The following is a 23,327-nucleotide window of genomic DNA, read 5'->3' on the forward strand; positions in this document are numbered from 1 at the left end:
AGGAGCACCGCATGAGAATCAGCCTCGCCCAGATCACCGCGTCCCGCGATCCGAACGAGAACCTCGACCTGGTGCGCTCGTCGGTCCGTGACGCCGTGGACGCGGGCGCCCGGCTGTGCGTCCTTCCCGAGGCAACGATGCGCCGATTCGGCGGATCGATCGCCGACGTCGCCGAGCCGCTCGACGGCCCCTGGGCCACCGCGGTGCGCGAGATCGCCGACGACGCGGGCATCACCGTCGCGGCCGGCATGTTCACCCCGGCCGTCGGCGGTGACGAGCGGGTGCGCAACACCCTGCTGATCACCGGCGGGGGCGTCGAGGCGTCGTACGACAAGATCCACCTGTTCGACGCGTTCGGTTTCGCCGAGTCCGACACCGTCGCACCGGGAACCGAGCCGGTGGTCGTCGACATCGACGGCGTGGGTGTCGGCTTCGCGACGTGCTACGACATTCGCTTCCCCGGCCTCTTCCAGACCCTCGCGGACCGCGGCGCCCTGCTCACCGTCGTCGCCGCGTCGTGGGGCCGCGGCCCCGGCAAGGTGGATCAGTGGACACTGCTCGCCCGCGCCCGCGCACTGGACTCGACGACGTTCCTCGCGGCCTGCGGGCAGGCGGACCCCGCCGAGTCGGGTATCGAGATCTCCGGCTCGGCACCCGTGGGCGTCGGCAACTCGATGGTGGTGTCCCCCACCGGCCACGTGCTCGACCAGCTCGGCGCGGCGCCCGGTCTGCTCACGCTCGACATCGACCCGAACGAGATCGACGCGGTGCGCCAGAACTTGCCGGTGTTGGCCAACCGGAAGTTCTGACGCACCGCGTCGGGGGTGTCGCGAGGGGCGGGCCGATCAGCGGCCGTCGATGCCCTCGTAGCCGCGCTCGGTGTAGCCCGTGTAGATCTGACGGGGGCGGCCGATCTTGGCGTTCGGGTCCTGGTGCATCTCCTGCCAGTGCGCGATCCACCCGGGCAGGCGGCCGAGCGCGAACAGCACCGTGAACATGCGCTCGGGGAAGCCCATGGCGCGGTAGATGAGACCCGTGTAGAAGTCGACGTTCGGGTACAGCTTGCGCTCGACGAAGTAGTCGTCGGACAGGGCGACCTCTTCGAGTTTCATCGCGATGTCGAGCAGCTCGTCGTTGGTGCCGAGCTTCTCGAGGATCGAGTGCGCCGTCTTGCGCACGATGGCCGCGCGCGGGTCGTAGTTCTTGTAGACACGGTGTCCGAAGCCCATGAGCTTGACACCGTCCTCCTTGTTCTTGACCCGCTTCAGGAAGTCGGCGCTGTCGCCGCCCTCGCTCTGGATGCGGTAGAGCATCTCGAGGACGGCCTGGTTGGCGCCGCCGTGCAGCGGACCCCACAGTGCGTTGATGCCGCCGGAGATGGACGTGAAGAGGTTGGCGTCGGACGAGCCGACCAGGCGCACCGTCGACGTCGAGCAGTTCTGCTCGTGATCGGCATGCAGGATGAGCAGCATGTCGAGCGCCTTGACCATCTCGGGATCGGCCTCGTAGGGCTCGGCCGGGAAACCGAAGGTCATGCGCAGGAAGTTCTCGACGTAGCTCTTCGAGTTGTCCGGGTACAGGAACGGCTGGCCCACCGACTTCTTGTACGCGTACGCGGCGATGGTCGGCAGCTTGGCCAGCAGACGGATCGTCGAGAGCTCGACCTGCTCGGGATCGTTCGGGTCGAGCGAGTCCTGGTAGTACGCGGACAGCGCGTTGACCGCGGACGAGACGACGGGCATCGGGTGCGCATTGCGCGGGAAGCCGTCGAAGAAGCGCTTGAGGTCCTCGTGCAGCAGGGTGTGCCGACGGATGCGGTCGGTGAAGTTCTCCAACTCGACGGTGGTGGGCAGCTCCCCGTAGATCAGCAGGTAGCTGACCTCGAGGAACGACGACTTCTCGGCGAGCTGGTCGATCGGGTATCCGCGGTAGCGCAGGATGCCCTCGGCACCGTCGATGTACGTGATGGCGGACTTGGTGGAGGCCGTGTTGACGAACCCACCGTCCAGCGTCGTGTACCCGGTGTTCGCGAGCAGTTTGCCCAGCTCGATACCGTCGTTGCCTTCGGTCGCTCTCGCAATGGTCATCTCGTGTTCGCCGCCGGGATAGATCAGCTTGGCGGTGGCGGCGTTGTCGGCATTCTCAGCGGGCACGAAGGGTCCCTCTCGAGCTCGGTGTAACGGAACTTGTGGTGTCTCGATAAAACTAGTCGTCGCCGACCTCGTCCGCCCAGGGAGGGTCCGCCCCCGGTCGTGACACGGTGATGGCGGCTGCCTTCGCGGCGAACGTGAGAGCCGCCGTCCAGGCGTGTGAATCGAGTCGCAGAAGGTCCGCCGACGAGCGCACGCCGTGCTCCGTCAGGTGGTGGAGCATCGCTCCGTGGACGGTGTCGCCCGCACCGATGGTGTCCGCGACCTGCACCGACACACCGGGAACGGCTGTCTCGCCGGCCGTGGTGACCACCGACAGTCCGTCCCCGCCGCGCGTGACGACGACGGCCGTCACGCCCGCGTCCAACCAGTCTCGGACGGTGGTGCCCTGCGGCCCCTCCCCCAGCCATCCCGCGTCCTCGACCGACACCTTGAGGATGTCGATCGACGGAAGCCAGGTACGGAACCGGGCGCGGTAACCGTCGCCGTCCGTCATCGCGGCCGGGCGGATGTTCGGATCGAGCATCGTCAGGACCCCGGCGTCGTGCACCCTCGCGAGCAGCGCCGCGTACACGCTCGCGCCCGGCTCGTAGAGCAGCGACAACGTGCCGAACGACGCCGCGGTCACCGACTCGGGGATGGTCGCGGGCGCCTCGACGAGTCGGTCCGCGGTGCCGTCGGCATAGAACGAGTACTCGGCGGCGCCGTGCGCGTCGAGCACGGTCAGGGCGAGCGTGGTCAGCTCCGGCCCACGCTGCAGCAGGTCGAGTCCCACCTTCGACGCCTCCAGCCACGCCACCAGGTCGCGGCCGAACGGGTCGCGGGAGATGCGGGAGAGGAACTGCACGTCCGCACCGAGGCGGCCGAGCGCGACGGCGACGTTGAACGGGCCGCCGCCCAGCTTCGGCGTCAACGCGGGACCACCGCCCCGGCGATCCGGCACCAGATCGACCAGCGCCTCGCCGCACACGAGGATCGTCACGAGGCGCTCCCGTCGTCCGCCCGGATGCCCCAGCTCCCGGTCCAGGTCTCCCCCGGCTCCAGCACGATCAGCCCCACCCCTGAGTTCAGCGCGTCCGGTGGGCACGTCATCGGTTCGATCGCCAGGGCGCGGCCGCGGTCCGGGTAGGCCTGATCGTGCGCCGGATCCGCCGTGAACACCTGCACCCACGGGAAGTTCGCGTCGGTCCACAGCACGGTGGCTGCGCTGTCCGGCGGCGTCAGGTACTGCCGTGCGATGCCGTCCGCGTCCGGGACGAGGGCACTGAACGGGGTGTCGAGCCAGACTCCGGCGAGGCTCCGCGCCGCAGCGAAGTCGAGGTCCGTGTCCTGCACGGGCACGGGGCCGCCGCTGGGCAGGTTGCGCTCGCCGTCGAGCGGGAGACGCACACCCGCCGAGAGTCGGAGCGTGCACTCGTCCAGGGGCGCATCGCCTGCGCGGACGAACGAGTGGACGCCCATGCCGAACGGCGCCGTGCGATCCCCGACGTTCGTCGCCGTGTGGGTCACGGTCAGACCGTCGTCACCGAGGCTGTGCCGAGCTGTCAGCCGCAGCGCGAAGGGCCATCCCTGCTCGCCACCGATGTCGATGGTGTGGGTGATCGACGAGTCGGACCGCTCCGCGACGTCCCATTCCCGTCGACGGACGAGTCCGTGACTCGCGTTGTTCCGGGCCGGTTCGGTGATCTCGAGCTGATGTGTCTCACCGTCGAACGTGAATCGGCCGTCGCGCGTGCGGTTGGGCCACGGTGCCAACACCAGCCCCGCCGACAACGGCGGCTTGACGGCGACCCGATCCCGACCGGCCTCCGGCCTGCCCGCGTCCCACGTCTCGGTCAACCGGCGGCCGGAGTGCTCGAGGGCACGTAGTCCCGCACCGGTGGCGGCGACGTCGGCTCTGTACGCACCGTGGCGCAGCGAATGGGACAGGGCGGATGGCGCGTCGTCGACCATGGCAGCACGCTACCGCCCTGATGTGACGCGCCGTTCTCTGTACGGTGGATCGGGTGTCCACAGTCGTCGTCGCCACCGAACCGGTGACATCCCGCCGTTGGTTCGACAGGACCCTCGTCGACATCGTCGTGGTCGTCGCCGCCCTCGTGGTCTTCAACCTGACCGCACACTTCGCGCCCACTCCCATCGCGGTCGCCGCCGTGCCGGTCGGCGCCCTGATCCTGCTCGCCTTCGCTCGTGCGCGCGGCGTCCAGTGGAGCGACCTCGGGCTGAGCAACATCGGGCGCGGAGCCCGTCACGGCGCCGCTGCGGCCGGACTCACGCTGGTGGTGGTGGCCATCGCTGCCTCGATCCCCCTCACCCAGAGCGCCTTCCTCAACGAGCGGTACGGCGTCAACGTCGGCGCCACGCTGTTCGCGGCCCTCGTCATCATCCCGCTCCAGACCGTCATTCCCGAGGAGCTCGCGTTCCGCGGCGTCCTGCACGCGAAGTTGTCGCGGCGCTTCGGCATTCGCGCGGTCGCCGTCATCGGCTCGCTGTTGTTCGGACTGTGGCACGTGGCGTCGTCACTCGGCCTGACAGTGGGCAACGACGGGTTCTCCGCCGTGCTGGGAACCGGACTGTTCGGCCAGATCATCGGGGTGTGCGGCGCGGTCGCCGGGACCACCGTCGCCGGCTTCGTCTTCACCTGGCTGCGCCATCGCGGCGGGAGCATCCTCGCTCCCATCGGTCTGCACTGGGCACTCAACGGCGCCGGCGCGTTGGCCGCACTGGCGGTGTGGCACGTCACCTTCCACTGAGGTCGAGCGTCGCGGCGAGATTCCGCACGATGTCGGCGTAGAACGCGCCGGTGTCCTCGGTGACGCCGACCAGATGGCCGAAACGCTCGAACGACACCGCGCCGAAGACCGTGATCCACGCCGACAACGTGCGGGCCACCAGGTCGGTCGTCATCACGCCGCCGACGTCCTCACCGGTGGCCTGGCGATAGTGCTCCACGACGAAGTCGCGCGCCGGTGAATAGATGTCGTGCTCGATACGGACCGGCGGTGCGGACCGATGCGCATCGACGACGATGCTCACCACCACGAGAGTCGGGCGCGTGGCCGGACCGACGGTCGTCTGCGGCGCTCGATAGCCGGGCACGGGCGAGCCGTACAGCAGCGCGTACTCGTGCGGGTGCGCCGCGGCCCACGATCGCAGTGCGTCACACACCGCGACCCAGCGGTCGACAGGCTTCCCACCCTGCGGATCCGCATCCTCGAGGGCCGCACCCAGCTCGTCGTAGCACTGCACGATCAACGCGGTGAGCAGGTCGTCCCGGCTCGCCACGTAGCGGTAGACGGCCGAGGACACCATGCCGATCTCCCGCGCCACCGCCCGCAGCGACAGCGACGCGGGACCGACCTCGGCGAGCTGCGTCCGTGCGGCGCTCAGGATCGCTGCCATCGTCTCCGTGCGTGCGGCTTCGCGGGGCGTGGGCATGCGCCCACAGTAACCGAGAGCACCGCTCTTGACTTTCGAGAGCGGTGCTCTCATAGTTGTGTCGAGAGCGGTGCTCTCCACTACGGAAGGTGTTTCCCATGTCCGATCGTCACGTCGTCGTCGGGGCCGGCCCCGTCGGTTCCCATGTCGCCCGCCTTCTCGCCGACCGCGGCTCCGAGGTCATCCTCGTCTCCCGCCGCGGCACCGCCGTCCCGGGTGTCACGGCCGCCGCCGCGGATGCCTCCGACGCCGACGCTCTCAGCGCGCTCACCGAAGGCGCCCGTGCGCTGTACAACTGCGCCAACCCCGGCGATTACACGCAGTGGCAGCAAATGTGGCCGCCGCTGGCGCGGTCGCTGCGCAGCGCCGCCGAACGGACAGGTGCCGTCCTGGCCGTCACGGGCAACCTCTACCCGTACGGGCCCGTCGCCGACGGTGTCATGCGCGAAGGAATGCCCGACGCGGCTACCGACCACAAGGGTGTGCTGCGGGCCCAGATGTGGGCGGATCTCGCCGACGCTCACCGCGCCGGTTCTCTGCGCGCCGTCGAGGTACGCGGATCCGACTACGTGGGAACGGGAGTGGGCGCGAACGGCCACGTCACGCGCCTCCTCCCCGCTGCGCTCGACGGCAAGGCAGTGTGGGCGATCGATGCGGCCGACGTGCCGCACTCGTTCACCGACGTCCTCGACGAGGCGCGGGCACTGATCGCCGCCGTCGACACTCCCGAATCATGGGGTCAGGTGTGGCATGCGCCGACCAATCCCGCTGTGACACTGCGGCAGGCGATCACCGACACACTCGCGGCCGTGGGCAGACCCCCGGTGCCCGTACGCGTCGTACCCCGCGTGATCACGCGGGCTGCGGGTCTCGCCGTACCGATGCTGCGGGAGCTGAACCAGCTGTCCTACCAGCGCACCGCGCCCTACGTCCTCGACTCGACGCGGTCACAGCAGATGCTGGGCATCGAGCCCACTCCCTGGGCGGAGGTGTGCCGCCGCACCGCTCAGGTGTGAGCCGTGACGCGGTACTTGACGAAGGCCGGGATGGCGAGGGCCGCGATCATCACGCCGACGATGACCAGCACCCCGCCGCCGCGGCCGCGGTACCCACCATGAAGGCGGCCGCGCCGTGCAGGACGTCGCCCACCCGCGGGCCGCCCGCGACCACCACGATGAAGACTCCCTGCAACCTGCCACGCATGTCGTCGGTGGCCACGGACTGCAGCATCGAACTCCGGAACGCGGCGGAGATCATGTCGGCGCCGCCGCCGATCGCCAGGAAGCCCAGCGCCAGGTACAGCGCCCACCCGCGCTCCCCGACCGTCGCGAGCGCCACGGAGACGCCGAACCCGATCATCGCGCCGCCCCACACCACGATGCACGCGATCACCGCGACACCCTGACGCTGCACGCGCGGCAACCACCCCGAGAAGATTCCGCCCAGCACCGCGCCCGCCGACAGGGACGCGAACAGCAGACCGAGGACGAGTCCACCCTCGGCCGGGTCACCGAACGTCTCGGTGGCCACCTCGGGGAACAGGGCGCGCGGCATCCCGAACACCATCGCGATGATGTCGACGACGAACGAGGCGAGCAGCACCTTCTGCGTCGCCAGGTAGGCGAACCCCTGGAACACCTCGCGCAGACCCGCGCGTCGCGACTCCCCCGTCGGCGGAATCTTCGGCAGTCGCGCGACTGCCCACAGGGTCACCGACAGCGCAATGGTGTCGAGCAGGTACAGCGTCGGCAGCCCGAACGCCGGAATCAACGCACCGGCCAGCATCGGGCCCGCGATGGCACCGAAGTTGAACACCGTCATGTTGAGTGAGTTGGCAGCGGGCAACTGCCGCACCGGAATCAGGCGCGGGATGATGGCGCTGCGCGTGGGTTGGTTCACCGCGAAGAAGCCCTGCTGCACGCCGAGCAACACCAGCACGATCCACACGTTGTTCAGCCCCAGGTGCGCCTGCAGCCACAGCATGAACGACGTCGCGCCGATCCCCACCGTGGTGATCATCAGCAGGGTGCGCCGGTCCATCACGTCGGCCAACGCCCCGCCCCACAGCCCGAACACGACCAGCGGAACCAACGCGAACGCACCCGCGAGCCCCACGTACGCCGAGCTCGACGTGATCTGGAAGATCTGTTGCGGCACAGCGACGACCGAGAGCTGGGCACCGATGACCGTGACGACGCCCGACGCCCACAGTCGTCGATAGTCGGGGTTCTGGAGAGGAGTGGTGTCGGCGAGAAGTCTCACGGTTGCAGACGCTCGACGCCGGACGCCGTGACCACCAGCCTGTTGTGCAGACGGTTGTTCCGGCCCTGCCAGAACTCCACGGACTCGGGCGCGATGCGGAGGCCGCCCCAGTTCGGGGGCACCGGCACATCCTGGTTCTCGAACCTGTCGGTCACGTCGGCGAGGTGCCGTTCCAGGTCCTGACGCGATCCGATGGGGCTCGACTGCTGCGACGCCCACGCACCGAGCTGCGACCCCCGCGGCCGGGTGGCCCAGTAGGCAGCCGTCTCGTCGGCGCTCACCCGCGTGACCGGTCCGCGCACCGTGAGCTGGCGCTGGATGCCGATCCACGGGAACGTCGCGGACGCGAAGGGCGTCGACTCGAGATGGCGGGCCTTCGCGGATCCGTAGTTGGTGTAGAAGACGACGCCCGACTCCGACAACTCCTTGCACAGCACCGTGCGCGTCGCCGGTCGGCCGTCCGCGTCCACCGTCGCGAGTGTGATGGCATTCGGCTCAGGCAGACGCGCGTCGATCGCCTGCTGCAACCACACACGGGCGAGCGCGAGCCAGCCGCCGGCGAGGTCGCTCTCCTCGAGATCGTCGTCCCCGCCATACGCCACCCGCATATCCGCCAGGTCGATGTTCTCGCTCACCGCGCAGACGCTACTCCCGGAGTACGGTGCGGCCCGCGCTACCCACTAGGGTGCGGTGAGGTGCAGGTCCACGCACGAAAGCGGGGTCCGCGGACACAGGAGAACGAGGGATCTTCATGGCCCAGGAAACAGTGGTACCGGAGGGCTTCGTCGCCGGACTCGAGGGCGTCGTCGCCTTCACCACCGACATCGCCGAACCCGACAAGGACGGCGGCGCACTGCGCTACCGCGGCGTCGACATCGAGGACCTCGTCGGCAAGGGCGTCACCTTCGGCAACGTGTGGGCACTGCTCGTCGACGGACGCTTCGGCCCCGGACTGCCGCCCGCCGAACCCTTCCCCCTCCCCATCCACACCGGCGACGTCCGCGTCGACGTCCAAGCCGGACTCGCGATGCTCGCACCGATCTGGGGGTACGAGCCGCTCCTCGACATCGACGACGACACCGCCCGCGAACACCTCGCCCGCGCCTCCGTCATGGCGCTGTCCTACGTCGCCCAGTCCGCGCGGGGCATCTACCAGCCGGCCGTGCCGCAGACGCGAATCGACCAGTGCTCCACCGTCACAGAACGATTCATGACTCGGTGGAAGGGCGACCCCGATCCCGCCCACACCGAGGCCATCGACGCCTACTGGGTCTCCGCCGCCGAGCACGGCATGAACGCCTCCACCTTCACCGCCCGCGTCATCGCCTCCACCGGAGCCGACGTCGCCGCCGCCCTCTCCGGAGCCATCGGCGCCATGTCCGGACCGCTCCACGGCGGCGCCCCCGCCCGCGTGCTCCCCATGATCGAGGAGGTCGAGAAGTCCGACGACGCACGGGCACTGGTCAAGGGCATCCTCGACCGGAAAGAGAAGCTCATGGGCTTCGGGCACCGCGTCTACCGCGCCGAGGACCCCCGCGCCCGCGTCCTCCGCGCCACCGCGCAGCGCCTGAACGCACCCCGCTTCGAGGTCGCCGCCGCCCTCGAACAGGCCGCACTCGCTGAACTGCGCGAACGCCGCCCCGACCGCGCCATCGAGACCAACGTCGAATTCTGGGCCGCCGTCATCCTCGACTTCGCCGAAGTACCCGCGCACATGATGCCCGCCATGTTCACCTGCGGCCGCACCGCCGGCTGGTGCGCCCACATCCTCGAACAGAAACGCCTCGGCAAGCTCGTGCGTCCCGCCGCCATCTACACCGGCCCCGCACCGCGCTCCCCCGAGAGCGTCGAGGGGTGGGGCACCATCGCGTGAGGTAGGTGGGGTGCCCAGTTGCTGGGTGCCCGGGTTTCCGCCGCGCGCACCGCACGGTGTTTCGCGCATTTCTCGTCCTGCGCGCGTAGCCGAGCGGTGCGCGCGGGGCAAGGGGCGGGCGCTCGAACCCGGGGATGACGCCCGACTGTGGACGGCCGCAGCGCGGGCGACCGACTCGTGCGCACACTGCGGCCGTGAACTTCTACGGGGAACACCTGCTCAGCCGTCGTGACGCACTGGCACGCGGCGCCACCGACGCCGAGATCAAGGCTGCACTGGCGCGTCGCGAGATCGCCGTCGTCCGGCGCGGCATCTACGTTCCGGCTGCGGTCCTCGAATCGCTCGACGCCACCGGCCGGCACCTGCTCGAGGTGCGCGCGACGCTGCTGGCGAGCGCCCCCGCGGCGGCCGCCGCACACGGTTCCGCAGCCTTGGTGCACGGGATGTCGTTGTGGCGAGTCCCGGAACGGGTGCATCTCGGGATTCCGCGATCGTCGGGTGGCCACGTCGGTCGGCATCGCCACGTGCATGCCGACGGTCTGACCGAGCGGGACGTCGACGTCATCGACGGCCTGCGCTGCACGTCCGCTGCGCGCACCGTCGCCGACCTCGCGCGGACCCTCCCGTTCGAGGATGCGGTCTGCGCCGGTGACTCCGCACTGAACCGACATCTCGTGACGCCGGAGTCGGTGCGCGAGTCGCTGAGCCGTACGCCGTCCCATCGCAGACGCACCGCCGCCGAGTGTGTACTCGGCTTCCTGGACGGGCGAAGCGAGAGCGTCGGGGAGTCGCGGAGCCGCGTGTATCTGCACCATCTCGGCGTTCCGTGCCCGGAACTGCAGGTCACGCTGATGCTCTCGGACCGCCGCACCACCTTCCGCCCCGATTTCTTGTGGGAGGACGAGGGTGTGATCGGCGAGTTCGACGGTGTCTCGAAGTACTCGGCTCTCGCACGCCCCGGCGAGTCACCCGCCGACGTCCTGGTGCGGGAGAAGCGTCGCGAGGACCTGCTCCGCGCACACGGATGGACGGTGGTGCGCTGGACGTGGGCTGATCTGACGTCGCCGCAACTCGGCCGCGAACTGTGTCGGGTGTTGGCCGCAGGGTCCGGGGGCGCACGGCCGCGCACCACTCGGGTGGGGTGACCGCGCCCTCCACGCGCAGCGCCCGTCGACGAGCGCACGCCGCATCCTGCGCAGGGCACCGCGCGGTGCGCCCGCCGGCCCACCAGCACCGGGCAACCAGCACCGAGACGCCCAGCGGGGTGCACGACCCCTGTCACGGCTGCACTACCCTGATCTCGCCGGTACCGCCCACACCGAAACTAAGGACGCGAACCCCGTATGGCCGAGAACCTGACCATTCCTTCCGACCTCAAGCCCGGCGACGGACGCTTCGGGTGCGGTCCGTCGAAGGTCCGGCCCGAGCAGCTCCAGTCCCTGGTGGACGTGGGCGCGTCGGTGTTCGGCACCAGCCACCGCCAGAAGCCGGTGAAGGACGTGGTGGGTCGGGTGCGCGACGGTCTGCGCGAGCTGTTCTCGATCCCCGAGGGCTACGAGGTCGTGCTGGGCAACGGCGGCACCACCGCGTTCTGGGACGCCGCGGCGTTCGGCCTGATCAAGGAGAAGTCGCTGCACCTCACCAACGGTGAGTTCAGCTCGAAGTTCGCCTCGGTGGCCAAGGCCAACCCGTTCATCGGTGACCCGATCGTCGTCTCCGCGGAGCCGGGCAGTGCTCCGGAGCCCACGTCGGACCCGTCGGTCGACCTGATCGGGTGGGCGCACAACGAGACCTCGACCGGTGTGGCCATTCCCGTGTCGCGCCCGGCGGGCTCCACGAGCGCCCTCATCGCGATCGATGCGACCTCCGGCGCCGGCGGCCTGCCCGTGAACGTGGCCGATTCGGATGTCTACTACTTCGCTCCCCAGAAGAACTTCGCTGCGGACGGTGGCCTCTGGGTCGCGCTGATGAGCCCCGCGGCACTGGCCCGCGTCGACGAGATCGCGGCGAGCAAGCGCTGGGTCCCCGACTTCCTGTCGCTGCCCATCGCCATCGACAACAGCACCAAGAACCAGACGTACAACACCCCCGCGGTGGCGACGCTGCTCCTGTTCGCAGACCAGATCGAGTGGTTGAACGGCAAGGGCGGCCTGGACTGGGCGACGTCACGGACCGCCGACTCCTCGTCGCGGCTGTACGACTGGGCCGAGAAGTCGGAGTTTGCGACGCCGTTCGTCGTCGACCCGAAGCATCGCTCGCAGGTGGTCGGCACCATCGACTTCGACGAGAAGGTCGACGCTGCAGCCGTCGCGAAGACGTTGCGCGCCAACGGTATCGTCGACACGGAGCCCTACCGCAAGCTCGGCCGCAACCAGCTGCGCGTCGGCATGTTCCCGGCCGTCGAGCCCGACGACGTCACCGCCCTGACCGCCTGCATCGATCACGTGGTCGAACACCTGGCGTGAGAGCGTGCGTGTCCCCCCGACTGCTGCACTGTGGTGCATTACAGTCGGGGGTGGCACCGAACCCGGCCCCGTGCTCGGACAGCGAGCAGCCGAGGGGCAGGGGCCGTCGCGACGCAAAGGAGTGATCGTGCGAGAGATCCACGTGATCGGCCTGGCGTCGGACGGCAAGCACATCGTCTGTGCCGATTCCTCCGGTGAGAAGTTCCGTCTGCCGGCCGACGAGAAGTTGCGTGCCGCCGCCCGTGGTGACGCCGCGCGACTCGGACAGATCGAGATCGAGATGGATTCTCTGATGCGACCGCGCGAGATCCAGGCGCGCATCCGGTCCGGCGCCTCCATCGAGCAGGTGGCCAAGGAGTCGGGTATGCCGGCGAGCAAGGTGGAGCGCTACGCGCACCCCGTTCTGCTGGAACGCTCCCGCGCTGCCGAACTCGCCCAGCTGGGCCACCCCCTGCGTGCCGACGGGCCCGCCGTGCTCACCCTCGTGGAGATCGTGGGACTCGCGTTCCGCGGCCGCGGGCATTCGATGGACCAGGCCGAGTGGGACGCGTGGCGCGACGAGGACAATCACTGGATCGCTCAGCTGACGTGGCCCGCGGGACGCACCACCAACACCGCGCACTGGCGTTTCCAGCCGGATGCCCACGGCGGCAGTGTCACGCCCCTCGACGACGCGGCGTCCGAGCTGATCGACCCCGACTTCGGCCGCCAGCTCCGAGGGCTGGCCCCCGTCGTCGCCGCCGAGGAGGACTCGCCGTCGCAGCAGACCCTCGACGACTACTACGGGGTCGACGCGGACTCGGACACGGAGACCACGGCGGAGCAGCCCGAACCCGCGGAGACACCCGCAGTGCAGGCCGAGCCCGAGCCCGAACCGACGCAACCCAAGCCGGCGCCGGGCCATGCGAACGCGAAGGACAAACGGGGAAAGCCCGCCATGCCGTCGTGGGAGGATGTCTTGCTGGGAGTGCGCAGCAACGGCCGCTGAGCCGAGCAGTGTTCACGGCAGAGCGATCTTCACGGCCGAAAAAGTGACCGTCTGAGACCGGACGACGACAAGGGGGCGCCCGGTGGGGCTGGGAACAGCAGCGTTGTGGTTCGTCGACGCACCTGATCCGATCGCGGTACTGCGGTCCGGAGTGCAGTCCGACACCGATGCGGCCGCGGCCGTCGCACGGAAGCTCCACCCCGGTCTCGAGCCCACCCTCGTCGGCATGGCTCCCCTGACGGCGTTCGCCGTGGCGTCGGAGCCGAACCGCGTGCTGGTCGGCTGCTACCCGGGCATCACCGTCGTCTGCGCGTCCGAGCCCGCCGCGGTGCGCCCGTCGACTCTCGAGGAGTCGTGGACGTCGTTGCTGCCGTCCACGCACACCTTTCTCGTCGCCTCCGAACGCGAGCACGCGTGGGGCGCCTTCGCGCAATGGGACTCCGGCACCCTGAAGCGCTCGTTCAGCGCCGGCCCCACCTACATCCACGAAGACGAGGGTCTTCCCTTCCCGTGGGAACGGCCCTTCTGGTCGGGCGACCATCCGCTGCAGTTCGACGGCGAGAAGTTTCCCGATCCCCAGGCGCTGCCGTTCCACCCCCAGGAGTTCGCCGACGCGGCGAGCGCCCACTGGCTCGGCGTCCGCATGATCGGCGGTGCCCGCGACGGGGACACCGACCCCGGGTCGGTGCTGTTGTGCGACTTCGCGATGCGCGATCCGGCGGCGACCCCTCCGCCCGAACCGCCGCGACCGGAGACTCCGGAGCCGCAGCGCAAGCGCGGCCTGTTCCGGCGCCGCTAGACCGACGCGTCGACGGCGAACGCCAGCACACCCACGGCCGCGCCGGCGGCGATGCCCGGAACGATGAAGCGCCACACCGGATCTGCACGCCGGCGGGCGACCGACGGCGCAGCGCCGCCCACCATCACGGCCATCACCAGGACAGCGAAGAGGCTGCTGACCCGGAGCAGGGTGAGGCCCAGCGTGATCACCGCGGCGGCGGTGACGAGTGCCACGGCGACGGCACACGCGATTCCCGGGCCCCACGGTGTCGGTTCGTCCGGATCCCTCATCCCGTGCGCACCCGCTCGTAGAACGCCATGGCGGCCGCGGTGGCGACGTTGAGCGAGTCGGTGCCCGGTGCCATCGGGATCCGCGCCCGGACGTCGGTGGCGCGCATCGCGTGTTCGGTGAGTCCGGGCCCCTCGGCGCCGAGCAGGAGCGCGACCTTCTCCCCCGTCATCGCCTCGGCCAGCGGAACGGCGGTGGGATTCGGAGTCAGCGAGACGAGCTGGAACCCGTTGTCGCGCAGCACGGACAGCCCGCGCGGCCAGTCGGGGACCGTGGCGAACGGCACGCGCAGCACGTGGCCCATCGAGACACGCACCGACCGTCGGTACAGCGGGTCGGCGCAGGCGCCGCCGAAGAGGACGGCGTCGGCACCGAGGCCGGCGGCATTGCGGAACATCGAGCCGAGGTTCTCGTGGTCGTTGACGCCTTCGAGAATCGCCACCGTCCGCGCGTCGGCGACGACGTCCGCGAGGTCCAGCGGTGCGGGGCGCCGGGCGGCCGCGAGCACCCCGCGGTTGAGGTGGAACCCGACGGCCTCCGCCATGACGTCCGCCGTGGTGCGGTAGAACGGCACGTCGACGTCCACGAGATCGTCCGCGAGCTCACCGAGCCGCCGCTCGACGCCCAGCAGCGAGAGGGGCTCGAAACGTGACGCGACGAGGCGCTGGACCACCAGAACACCCTCCGCGATCACCAGCCCCTTGCCCTCGGGCAGGTCGGGACGACGGTCCGAGGAGTTGAGGTCCCGGAAGTCGTCGAGGCGAGGATCGGCTGGGTCGGTGATGTCGACGACGTGTACCACGGACCCATCTTCTCAGGACGTGTTCCGGCGGTGCATCGGCGCGGCCGATAAGGTCGTCTGCGATGACTACCGACGACACGATCACCATCCGTACCGCCACCGAGGACGACTGGGACGCCATCGCGCTCCTCGACGCCCACGCTTTCGGTGAGCACCAGAACAGCGAGGACATGGAGGAGACCAAGATCCTCACGGCCTCGTCCGAGATCTTCCTGGCGTGCGACGGTGACCTGCCGGTCGGTGTCACGATGCACTTCCCGATGGACGTCACCGTCCCCGGTGGCCGCACCCTGCCCGCGACGGGGGTGTCGTGGGTGTCGGTCGCTCCCACGCATCGCCGACGCGGCATCCTGCGCCGGATGTTCACCGCGCAGCACGAGCGCTTCGAGGAGGCGGGGAAGCCCCTGTCGGTGCTCACGGCGAGCGAGGCGACCATCTACGAACGGTTCGGGTACGGCGCCGCCACGCAGGGTGTCAACTACACCATCGACCGGCGCTTCACCGCGTTCCGCAAGGATCTGCCGCCGCCGCGGGGCGCCCGTCTGGTGACGTCCGCGGAGGCTCGTGAACTGCTGCCGGAGATCTACGGACGGTGGCAGCGACAGACCGCCGGCGCCCAGCCGATGCCCCAGACCCGGTGGCATCGCTTCTTCGCCGATCGCAAGAACTCCCGCGGTGGTTTCTCCAAGCTCTTCTTCATCGTCCACCCCGACGGATACATCGCGTTCCGCCGCGGCTACCGCGTCGGGACAGCGGGGGCGCAGGAGGCGCGCATCGTCGACATCATCGCCGCGACGGACGAGGCACGCTCCGATCTCTGGCAGGTGATGTGCGGCATCGATCTCGTGGAGACGATCGAGGTGACGCTTCCCGTCGGGGATCCGCTGCTGACACTGCTGACCGATCGTCGTGTTCCGCAGGTCACCGGCGTCAAGGACGGCCTGTGGGTGCGGTTGATGGACGTCCCGGCCGCGCTGTCGGCGCGGACGTACGCCATCGACACCGAACTCGTGATCGGCGTGGAGGATCCGTTCCTGCATGCCGGCGGCGCCTATCGCTTCGTCACCCGCGACGGGCACGCCGAGGTCACCCGCAGTGACGACGACCCCGACGTGACGGTGTCCTCGTCCGTCCTCGGCAGCCTCTACCTCGGCGCGCACCGCGCTCGCCAGTTCGCGGCCGCCGGCCGAGTGGCGTCGACGTCGCAGAAGGCGTTGCACGAGTTCGATCTGGCTTTCGGCACCCCGAGCCAGCCCCAGATCGGCTGGTTCTTCTAGGCGGGTCGGGGTTCGTCGACCCCGACGTCGGGCATCGCGATGTCGGCGACATGGGTGCGGCGCACGACCAGCGCCGCGCCCAGGCCCGCGATCAGGGAGACGATCCCGCCGAGCACCAGCGGTGCGCGAGGATCGACGACGTCGGCCACCCAGCCGAGCAACGGGCTGCCCAGCGGGGTTCCGCCGAGGAAGAACAGCATGTAGATGCCCATGACCCGGCCGCGCATGTCCGACGGGACCGACGCCTGCAGGATGTTCATCGCGATGGTGCTGAACGTGAGCTGGACTGCGCCGGCCGGGATCAGCATGACTGCGACGGCCCAGAACGCGGGCATCACTCCGGCCAGAGTCTCGAAGATGCCGAACACCACCGCGGACAGCACGAAGAGACGGATCCCGGGGGTGCCGCGTCTCCGGGCGGCGAGAGTCGCGCCGATCAAGGTGCCCACCGCGAGCACCGTGGACAGGAATCCGTACGCGTCCGCACCCTTGTCGAAGGTGTTGCGCGCGATCACCGACAGGCTCAGCGGGAAGTTGATGCCGAACGTCGACACGACGAACACGGTCGCCAGGAGCACGCAGAGATCCGGCCGCCCCGCGACGTAGCGGAATCCCTCCCGCACCTGCCCTTTCCGACGCGGTGCACGCTCGACGGTGAACAGTTCGGCGGGCCGCATGGCGGCGAGGGCGCCGAACACCGCGGCGAACGAGGCTGCGTTGACGAGAAAGACCCAGCCGGTGCCGACCAGCGTGATGCCCACGCCGGCGATCGCGGGGCCGACGATGCGGGCGAGGTTGAACGTCATCGAGTTGAGGCCGATGGCGTTGGGAAGCCGTGCGGGACCGACCATCTCGATGGTGAACGACTGCCGGACGGGCGCGTCGATCGCCGACGAACAGCCGAGGAGCAGCGCCAGGACGTAGACGTGCCACAGCGCCACGACACCGCCGACGTCGAGCAGCCCGAGAACGAGCCCGAACACGGCGGCAGCGGCCTGAGTGGCCATGAGGAGACGTCTCTTGTCGTACCGATCCGCGAGCACCCCGCCCCACACGGACAGCACCAGCGTGGGACCGAACTGCAGTGCCATGACGATGCCGACGGCGAGCCCGTTGCCCCCGGACAGTTCGAGAACCAGCCAGTCCTGGGCGATGCGCTGCATCCAGGTGCCGATGAGCGAGACGATCTGACCCGACGCCCACAGTCTGTAGTTGCGCGAGTGCAACGCGTCGAACAGAGAGGGCCGGGCCGCGGACCCGTCCGTCCGCCGATGAAGTAGTTGCACGAAGTACCAATCTACTCCGGTGGCGGAGACCTCGGCCCGAGGTCAGGCGGGGAGCGTCACTCCGACTCGTTGACGATGGCCGACATGATGTCGACCGCGGTACGCATCGCCACGAGCTGGTCCGCGTCGAGCCCGCGCAACTGTTCGGTCAACCACGCCTCGCGGGCGTTGACCTCGTCCTCGATGACCTGACGGCCCGCGTCGGACAGCGACACGATGATCTGACGGCCGTCGGTGGGGTGGGGCATCCGGTCCACGTACCCGAGATCGCCCAGGGACGCGACGACGCGCGTCATGGACGGCGGCTGTACGCGCTCGCGCGCTGCCAGGGTGCCCGGAGTCATCGCGCCTTCGCGTGCGAGGGTCGCGAGAGCGGAGAGCTGCGTGAGCGTCACCTGGCTGGTGCGGCGGCCTCGCAGGTGCCGCGTCATACGGACGACAGCGAGGGAGAGGTCGCCGGCCAACGCACGCAGTTCCTGAGGCATCGCCACAGGATACGGCACGTGCGGGTGCTGAACGACCCGCGCGAGCAGCGGATCTGCGCCGACTACGTGAGCGCGTCCGTGATGGGCCCGAGGGCGAAGTACGCGACGAAGAGCAGGGCCACGATGCCGAGAAGTGGGTGGACGCTGCGGATCTTGCCGCGACCGACGGCGAGGACGACCCAGGTGATGAATCCGACGCCGATGCCGTTCGCGATGGAGTAGGTGAACGGCATGACCACGATGGTGAGGAACGCGGGCAGCGCCACATGGAATTTGGTGAAGTCGATGTCGGCGACCTGCCCGATCATCAACGCCCCCACCACGACGAGGGCCGGTGCGGCCGCCTCGATGGGGACCACCGAGTACAGCGGTGTCAGGAACATCGCGGCGAGGAACAGCACGCCCGTCACCACGTTGGCGAGGCCGGTGCGCGCACCCTCGGCGATTCCCGACGCCGACTCGACGAAGACCGTGTTCGACGACGCCGAACCTGCGCCGCCCGCGACCGCGCCGACACCCTCGACGACGAGCGCCTTGCCGACGCCCGGCAGCGTGCCGTCCTTGCTCGCGAGCCCGGCCTCCTTGCCGAGCCCGGTCATGGTGCCCATGGCGTCGAAGAAGTTGGCCAGCACCAGCGTGAACACCAGCAGGCTGGCCGCCAGGACGCCGATGCGGGTGAAGGCGCCGAACAGATCGACGTTTCCCACGAGTGACAGGTCGGGGAGGTCGACGACGACGTCGGGCAGCGCCGGCACGCTGAGGTTCCAGCCCTTCGGGTTCACTCCCGCGGAGGCACCGGTGTCGGTGATCGCCTCGATGATCGCGGCCACCACGGTGGTGACGACGATGCCGATCAGCAACCCGCCCCGCACCTTTCGCGCCACGAGGATGCCCATGAGAAGCAGACCGAAGACGAAGGTCACCGTCGGCCACGACGCGATGGACCCGTCGATGCCCAGGCCGACCGGAACGGTGGTGCCGGCGATGTCCGGCACACGACGCACGAAGCCTGCGTCGACGAGACCGATGAGCGCGATGAAGGCGCCGATGCCCGCCGCGATGGCGGCCTTGAGTTCGCTCGGGATGGCCTCGAACACGGCGGTGCGGAATCCGGTGAGCGCCAACACCACGATGATGATGCCGTCGATGACGACCAGCCCCATGGCCTCGGCCCAGGTGACCTGCGGGGCGATGGTGACGGCGAGCAGCGTGTTGATGCCGAGTCCCGCCGCGATGGCGAACGGGTAATTGGCGATGACACCGAAGAGGATGCTCATGACGCCGGCCACGAGCGCCGTGACGGCGGCGACCTGGGGCACCGGGAGGATGTCGCCCAGCACGTCGGTCTTGGCCGCCGCGTCGTCGGGCGAGAAGCTGCCGAGGATCAGCGGATTCAGCACCACGATGTAGGCCATGGCGACGAACGTGACGACGCCTCCCCGCACCTCGGCGGACATGGTCGATCCGCGATCGGTGATCTTGAAGTACGAGTCGAGGAGAGACGTCGCGCGAGACATGAAGTGGAGACTAGGCCATGACCCGGTGAGGGGCGCGGGTAGCGTCGGCGCCGTGCGCCCCACCCCCGCCACCCCGCCCGGACTGCCACCGCGCGTGACCGATCCCGCTCCGGTGCTCGCTGCCGGTACGCTGCTGTTCCTCGTCGCCGCCGTCCTGTGCTCGGTGGTCGACTCCTTCTCGGGCGCAGTCGCGGTCTGCTGGACGGGAACCGCTCTGGGCGCGTTGGGGTTCGGACTGTTCGCACTGCAACGCCGAGCTGCTCGCCGCGGCCGACGCACGGCTCAGAAGGGGCTCGTGCACCCGCCCGAGGTGTGACCCGGGCGACAGGTTCCGGGCGCGAAAACCCCCTCTGACGTGCTGGAACTCACCCTCCTAGAGGTTGAGTAACACGGACGTAACGTGGAGAATCAGTTATGTCAGTTCAGCTACTCGAGCAACGTCCGGAGAGATAGAAGTGAAGTACGTCGAAAGTTTCCTCAACCGCCGCCGCCACGTTCGGGCGCTGCGTGATCTCTACGCACGCGCGAACAACGTGGGCAGCCCCGCGATGCGTGACGAGCTTCTCGTCATCGCCCAGCGCGACCGCTGAGTCGCGACACCACCGCGATACCCGCGACACCGACCAGGGCCCCCAGGAGCCAGCCGACGACGACGTCGCTGAGCCAGTGCGCCCCGAGGTAGACGCGGGAGAACCCGATGAGCAGCGTTGCCGCCGTGACCACGGCGGCCGCTGCTCTCGTTCGTTTCCGGGCACTGTCGAACGCGCCGAGCGCGACCAGCAGCGTGATCACCGCCGCCGCGAAGGTCGCCGACACCATGGCGTGACCGGACGGGAACGAGTAGGTCGAGATGTCGACGAGGCGCTCGGGCACCGGCGGCCGGGTCCGGCGGATCGCGTACTTGAGAGCGTTCATGACGAGCCATCCGGTGAACACCGTGGCCACGAGGCCCGGCCCGAAATGGCGGTGCCCCCGGCGCACCAGGATCAGCGCGACCACCACCGTCACGAGTGCGACGCCCGCGGTGTTGCCCACCGTGGTGATCACGGTCATGGCGTCCGTCAGGGCCGCGCTCCGGTGATCCACCATCCAGTCGAGGACATCACGGTCCGCGCTCACGGCAGCACCGTCCGTGACACGTGCGTCTCGCCGTCGTCGGTGACCCAGAAGGGCACCGCTCGCTCCACTCGCACGGTGCCGCGACACCGCACCACCAGGTCGTCGTGCAGGACGACGACGTCCGGGACCGGCCACGACGAGATCGCGCGTGCGGCCGCGAGGGCGGGATGGGTGTCCACCGTCGCCCGCTCCCCCACCGACACGATCTCGACGCTCAGCGCCGTCGACGCCGTCTCCACGTCGAGGAGATCCGCGAGGGTGTCGGCGGACGCCGTCGACCCGAGCACGACTCGGTCGGCGGGTAGCAGGGCGATCCACCGCGGGTGATCGAGGACGACCACCGCGGCGGGATCGGCCACGCTGCCGGCGAGAGTGCGTACCGCCACGGGCGGATCGATGTCGCGTAGATCCACCCGCCCGGCGTCCACCGCCTCGGCGAGGAGCGTGTGGACCCGGATCGCCACCGCGGGAGACACCACACGATCGGGATCGGCCGCCGCGGCGAGCAGATCGGCCGCCGTGTCGGCGTCGTCGATCGCGGGACCCGCCAGCGCCGCGGCGAACTCGGCGGCGCGGGGATGGTCGACGGGGTCCAGCAGTCCACGCAGGGAGTCGTCGCCGGGCAGACGGAGCAACCCCAGCGGTGTCTCGTTCACCCGCGCGTGACGACGCAGCCACCAGGCGGTGTATCCGGTCCGGTCCCGCACCGCCGCGGCCGTCACCGGATCGTCGACGATCTGGGTGAGCGCGTCCGCCCAGCGCGCCTCGTCCACCAGATCGAGATCACGCACGGCGACCAGGGTGCCGGGCTCACCGGCGAGACTGTCCCACCACGCCTCCTCGTCGTCGAGATCGTGATCGGGACCCGCGGGGGTCTCGTCCACCACGACGCCGAAGCCGTGACCCACGCCCACCACCCGCAGGGCGTCCGCGCCGTACCGATCGACGACGGACCGATCCACCACGCCGAACGGGCTGTCCCGCTGCAACACTCGCCGTAACGGCGAGTCCGGCAACAGCAGTTCGTCCGCCGCCCGCATCTCGCCGTCCGACGAGAGCAACGGCAACGACCCGACGGAGCCGATCCTCGTCCCGCCGCCGACAGCTGCCGCGAGGGTCAGCACGTCGTGCACCAGTTCCTCCGGCACGTCGTCCGGATCCTCGAGCATCGCTGCCAACGCGGGGTCGGCGAGCAGGTCGGCCGGGCGAGCGGTCCGCGCTCCCGCGCGGCGGAGCAACGGATGGGCGGCGTCCGGGTGCACCACACGAGCCCACCCGACCGAGCCGAGACGGTCGCCGTCCACCAGCACCACCGTGCGGGGACCCGTGACGGTGCGGCCGTCCGTCAGCGGAACCGGCAGCGCCGCACACTCGTCGACGTCCGCCGAGTCGTGCACGATGTCGGTCAGTGCGTCGTACAGGCGGTGCCACCAGATCGGCGGCCGCGACACCCCCGACAGGCTCTCGACGATGCCCGCGAGCCCGAGCCGACGCACACCGACCGCCGCCAGAGCCGTCGCCGACGCGCGATCCGATGCCTCGGGTGCCACCAGACCCGGCACGACGTCCACGAGGAGTTCGGCCAATTCGGCTGAGATCGAGTCCACCACCGCGGCATTCGCGGGACGTACCGCCCGGCCCGCCGCCGTCGGGACCCACGCGGTCGACTCCAGGTCGCGGACGAGCGCCGCGCGGACCGCCTCGTCGACCTCGGACGCCGGCAGTCCCGGACGCGGTACCGCGGCGGCCCGATGAGACGCCGGCAGGTCGGCGACCAGTGCCGCGTATCCGGTCGCCACGACCGAGAGGTCGGCGCCCGGAAGGACCCGTCGACGGTCGGGCTGGAGGGGGACGTCCGCGATCAGGAGCAGCGGAATCGTCAGCACCTCATCGGATCTGGTGGGCGCACGCAGCACGTCCCGCGTCAGTGGCGCGGGCGAGTCCGGCGTGAGACCGTCGTCCTCGAGCGGCAGAAACCAGCGTGCGGCCGCCGCGTCGCCGCGCCACCATCGTCGGCCGCCGACCCGCACGTCCGTCCACGCTCCCGGGCCCGACGACACCTCACGCACGAGTTCGGTCCCGTCGACGGAGATCGACTGCAGCGCATCGAGTTCGAGCATCAGATCGATCGACTCACGGGCGGCCGCGGTCAGCACTTCGGCGACGTCCACGACGCCGTGCAGCACGACCTCGGTGTCCCAACCCGGGGTCGGCACGTCGTCCGACGCCCACGGCAACCGGAGGACGGGAACGCCCTGCTCCGGCTCACTGAGCCCACGCGCGGCGATCGCTCGGCGCGTCCTCGATCCGTCGAACACGATCGAGCCCGACGTGGATCGGATCTCGATACGCTCGGACACCGCACGGACGGCGGTGAACCCGACTCCGTATCGCCCGACGGACGTGGCGTGCTCGGAAGTCTTGTCGGACGCTCGCAGCGCGGACAGCGCCTGCACCCCGGTGATCGACAGCGGCACACCGACATTCGCGACGTGCAGCGCGTCGCCGACGGACCACACCGCCAGGCGACCGGGAACGTCGGCGCGGGAGGCGGCGTCGGCGGCGTTCTGCGCCAGCTCCGTGATCACGCGATCGC

At 69.9% G+C, this 23,327-nt stretch carries 23 protein-coding genes and 1 pseudogene; 11 read left to right on the forward strand and 13 right to left on the reverse strand.

The genetic code is table 11. The annotated features are described in order from the left end of the window. Positions 1–11 precede the first annotated feature (11 nt). Positions 12–809, forward strand: a complete 798-nt coding sequence (locus OHB23_RS20035) for a carbon-nitrogen hydrolase family protein (protein WP_027504210.1) — start codon at positions 12–14, stop codon at positions 807–809. 36 nt (positions 810–845) lie between these two features. On the opposite strand, the gene OHB23_RS20040 is transcribed toward OHB23_RS20035, so the two are convergent. Genes OHB23_RS20040 through OHB23_RS20050 form a run of 3 tightly spaced genes read right to left on the reverse strand, consistent with a single transcriptional unit; the run spans position 846 to position 4,103 of the window. Further along, positions 846–2,153: a citrate synthase gene (locus OHB23_RS20040; protein WP_037183979.1), complete on the reverse strand. Its 1,308-nt coding sequence runs from the start codon at positions 2,151–2,153 to the stop codon at positions 846–848. A 52-nt stretch (positions 2,154–2,205) separates the two neighbouring features. After that, the gene (locus tag OHB23_RS20045) at positions 2,206–3,132 is read right to left on the reverse strand and encodes a carbohydrate kinase family protein (RefSeq protein WP_328810245.1); all 927 of its coding nucleotides are present in this window, start codon (positions 3,130–3,132) and stop codon (positions 2,206–2,208) included. Then, the gene (locus OHB23_RS20050) at positions 3,129–4,103 is read right to left on the reverse strand and encodes an aldose 1-epimerase family protein (RefSeq protein WP_056446870.1); all 975 of its coding nucleotides are present in this window, start codon (positions 4,101–4,103) and stop codon (positions 3,129–3,131) included. The genes OHB23_RS20045 and OHB23_RS20050 overlap by 4 nt, the downstream gene beginning before the upstream one ends. A 53-nt stretch (positions 4,104–4,156) precedes the next feature. On the opposite strand from OHB23_RS20050, the gene OHB23_RS20055 reads away from it, so the two are divergent. Continuing rightward, entirely contained in the window at positions 4,157–4,903 is a 747-nt protein-coding gene (locus OHB23_RS20055; protein ID WP_285187886.1) for a CPBP family intramembrane glutamic endopeptidase, read from the forward strand. Here the strand turns inward: OHB23_RS20055 and OHB23_RS20060 are convergent. Then, complete coding sequence (locus tag OHB23_RS20060; RefSeq protein ID WP_328810246.1) at positions 4,890–5,588, reverse strand: TetR/AcrR family transcriptional regulator; 699 nt, start codon at positions 5,586–5,588, stop codon at positions 4,890–4,892. The genes OHB23_RS20055 and OHB23_RS20060 overlap by 14 nt on opposite strands. A 98-nt stretch (positions 5,589–5,686) precedes the next feature. Between OHB23_RS20060 and OHB23_RS20065 the strand changes: the two genes are divergently transcribed. Further along, positions 5,687–6,604, forward strand: a complete 918-nt coding sequence (locus OHB23_RS20065; RefSeq protein WP_328810247.1) for an NAD-dependent epimerase/dehydratase family protein — start codon at positions 5,687–5,689, stop codon at positions 6,602–6,604. Here OHB23_RS20065 and OHB23_RS20070 read toward each other — a convergent pair. Together OHB23_RS20070 and pdxH are read right to left on the reverse strand one after the other, a co-directional pair. After that, a pseudogene (locus OHB23_RS20070) lies at positions 6,595–7,850 on the reverse strand (MFS transporter). The gene OHB23_RS20065 and the pseudogene OHB23_RS20070 overlap by 10 nt on opposite strands. Then, the gene (gene pdxH, locus OHB23_RS20075; RefSeq protein WP_328811679.1) at positions 7,847–8,458 is read right to left on the reverse strand and encodes a pyridoxamine 5'-phosphate oxidase; all 612 of its coding nucleotides are present in this window, start codon (positions 8,456–8,458) and stop codon (positions 7,847–7,849) included. The pseudogene OHB23_RS20070 and the gene pdxH overlap by 4 nt, the downstream one beginning before the upstream one ends. 143 nt (positions 8,459–8,601) lie before the next feature. Between pdxH and OHB23_RS20080 the strand changes: the two genes are divergently transcribed. The 5 genes from OHB23_RS20080 (at position 8,602) to OHB23_RS20100 (ending at position 13,975) form a co-directional block, all read left to right on the forward strand. Continuing rightward, complete coding sequence (locus tag OHB23_RS20080) at positions 8,602–9,723, forward strand: citrate synthase 2 (protein ID WP_027504219.1); 1,122 nt, start codon at positions 8,602–8,604, stop codon at positions 9,721–9,723. 194 nt (positions 9,724–9,917) lie between these two features. After that, on the forward strand, positions 9,918–10,868 hold the full coding sequence (locus OHB23_RS20085) for a hypothetical protein (protein ID WP_328810248.1): 951 nt from the start codon (positions 9,918–9,920) through the stop codon (positions 10,866–10,868). A 198-nt stretch (positions 10,869–11,066) separates the two neighbouring features. Then, a complete protein-coding gene (gene serC / locus OHB23_RS20090) occupies positions 11,067–12,188 on the forward strand; it encodes a phosphoserine transaminase (protein WP_328810249.1) in 1,122 nt (373 codons plus the stop codon). Between the two features lie 127 nt (positions 12,189–12,315). Next, positions 12,316–13,176 (forward strand): septation protein SepH, encoded by an 861-nt coding sequence (gene sepH, locus OHB23_RS20095; RefSeq protein WP_222640911.1) that lies wholly within the window; start codon positions 12,316–12,318, stop codon positions 13,174–13,176. Positions 13,177–13,258: 82 nt separating this feature from the next. Further along, positions 13,259–13,975: a DUF6928 family protein gene (locus tag OHB23_RS20100; RefSeq protein WP_056446855.1), complete on the forward strand. Its 717-nt coding sequence runs from the start codon at positions 13,259–13,261 to the stop codon at positions 13,973–13,975. Here the strand turns inward: OHB23_RS20100 and OHB23_RS20105 are convergent. Together OHB23_RS20105 and OHB23_RS20110 are read right to left on the reverse strand one after the other, a co-directional pair. Continuing rightward, positions 13,972–14,247, reverse strand: coding sequence for a DUF2537 domain-containing protein (locus OHB23_RS20105; protein WP_328810250.1), 276 nt, complete (start codon positions 14,245–14,247; stop codon positions 13,972–13,974). The two genes, OHB23_RS20100 and OHB23_RS20105, sit on opposite strands and share 4 nt — an antisense overlap. Then, a complete protein-coding gene (locus tag OHB23_RS20110; protein WP_027504223.1) occupies positions 14,244–15,047 on the reverse strand; it encodes a TrmH family RNA methyltransferase in 804 nt (267 codons plus the stop codon). Before OHB23_RS20110 ends, OHB23_RS20105 begins: the two co-directional genes overlap by 4 nt. A 62-nt stretch (positions 15,048–15,109) precedes the next feature. Here OHB23_RS20110 and OHB23_RS20115 point away from each other — a divergent pair, with 62 nt between their 5' ends. Beyond that, positions 15,110–16,324, forward strand: a complete 1,215-nt coding sequence (locus tag OHB23_RS20115; RefSeq protein WP_328810251.1) for a GNAT family N-acetyltransferase — start codon at positions 15,110–15,112, stop codon at positions 16,322–16,324. On the opposite strand, the gene OHB23_RS20120 is transcribed toward OHB23_RS20115, so the two are convergent. From OHB23_RS20120 to OHB23_RS20130, 3 genes are all read right to left on the reverse strand, one after another. Next, positions 16,321–17,562: an MFS transporter gene (locus OHB23_RS20120; protein WP_222629158.1), complete on the reverse strand. Its 1,242-nt coding sequence runs from the start codon at positions 17,560–17,562 to the stop codon at positions 16,321–16,323. The genes OHB23_RS20115 and OHB23_RS20120 overlap by 4 nt on opposite strands. 104 nt (positions 17,563–17,666) lie before the next feature. Beyond that, complete coding sequence (locus OHB23_RS20125) at positions 17,667–18,095, reverse strand: MarR family winged helix-turn-helix transcriptional regulator (RefSeq protein ID WP_056447507.1); 429 nt, start codon at positions 18,093–18,095, stop codon at positions 17,667–17,669. A 62-nt stretch (positions 18,096–18,157) separates the two neighbouring features. After that, on the reverse strand, positions 18,158–19,612 hold the full coding sequence (locus OHB23_RS20130; protein WP_027504226.1) for an NCS2 family permease: 1,455 nt from the start codon (positions 19,610–19,612) through the stop codon (positions 18,158–18,160). Positions 19,613–19,664: 52 nt separating this feature from the next. On the opposite strand from OHB23_RS20130, the gene OHB23_RS20135 reads away from it, so the two are divergent. Next, positions 19,665–19,928, forward strand: a complete 264-nt coding sequence (locus OHB23_RS20135) for a DUF2530 domain-containing protein (RefSeq protein WP_051612979.1) — start codon at positions 19,665–19,667, stop codon at positions 19,926–19,928. A 139-nt stretch (positions 19,929–20,067) separates the two neighbouring features. Then, positions 20,068–20,202: a hypothetical protein gene (locus OHB23_RS20140; RefSeq protein WP_261769702.1), complete on the forward strand. Its 135-nt coding sequence runs from the start codon at positions 20,068–20,070 to the stop codon at positions 20,200–20,202. Here OHB23_RS20140 and OHB23_RS20145 read toward each other — a convergent pair. Then, positions 20,180–20,731 (reverse strand): phosphatase PAP2 family protein, encoded by a 552-nt coding sequence (locus OHB23_RS20145; RefSeq protein WP_328810252.1) that lies wholly within the window; start codon positions 20,729–20,731, stop codon positions 20,180–20,182. The two genes, OHB23_RS20140 and OHB23_RS20145, sit on opposite strands and share 23 nt — an antisense overlap. Then, entirely contained in the window at positions 20,728–23,319 is a 2,592-nt protein-coding gene (locus OHB23_RS20150; RefSeq protein WP_328810253.1) for a sacsin N-terminal ATP-binding-like domain-containing protein, read from the reverse strand. Before OHB23_RS20150 ends, OHB23_RS20145 begins: the two co-directional genes overlap by 4 nt. Between the last annotated feature and the right edge of the window lie 8 nt (positions 23,320–23,327).

The sequence above is a fragment of the Rhodococcus sp. NBC_00294 genome, from assembly GCF_036163995.1.
Taxonomy (GTDB): Bacteria; Actinomycetota; Actinomycetes; order Mycobacteriales; family Mycobacteriaceae; genus Rhodococcoides.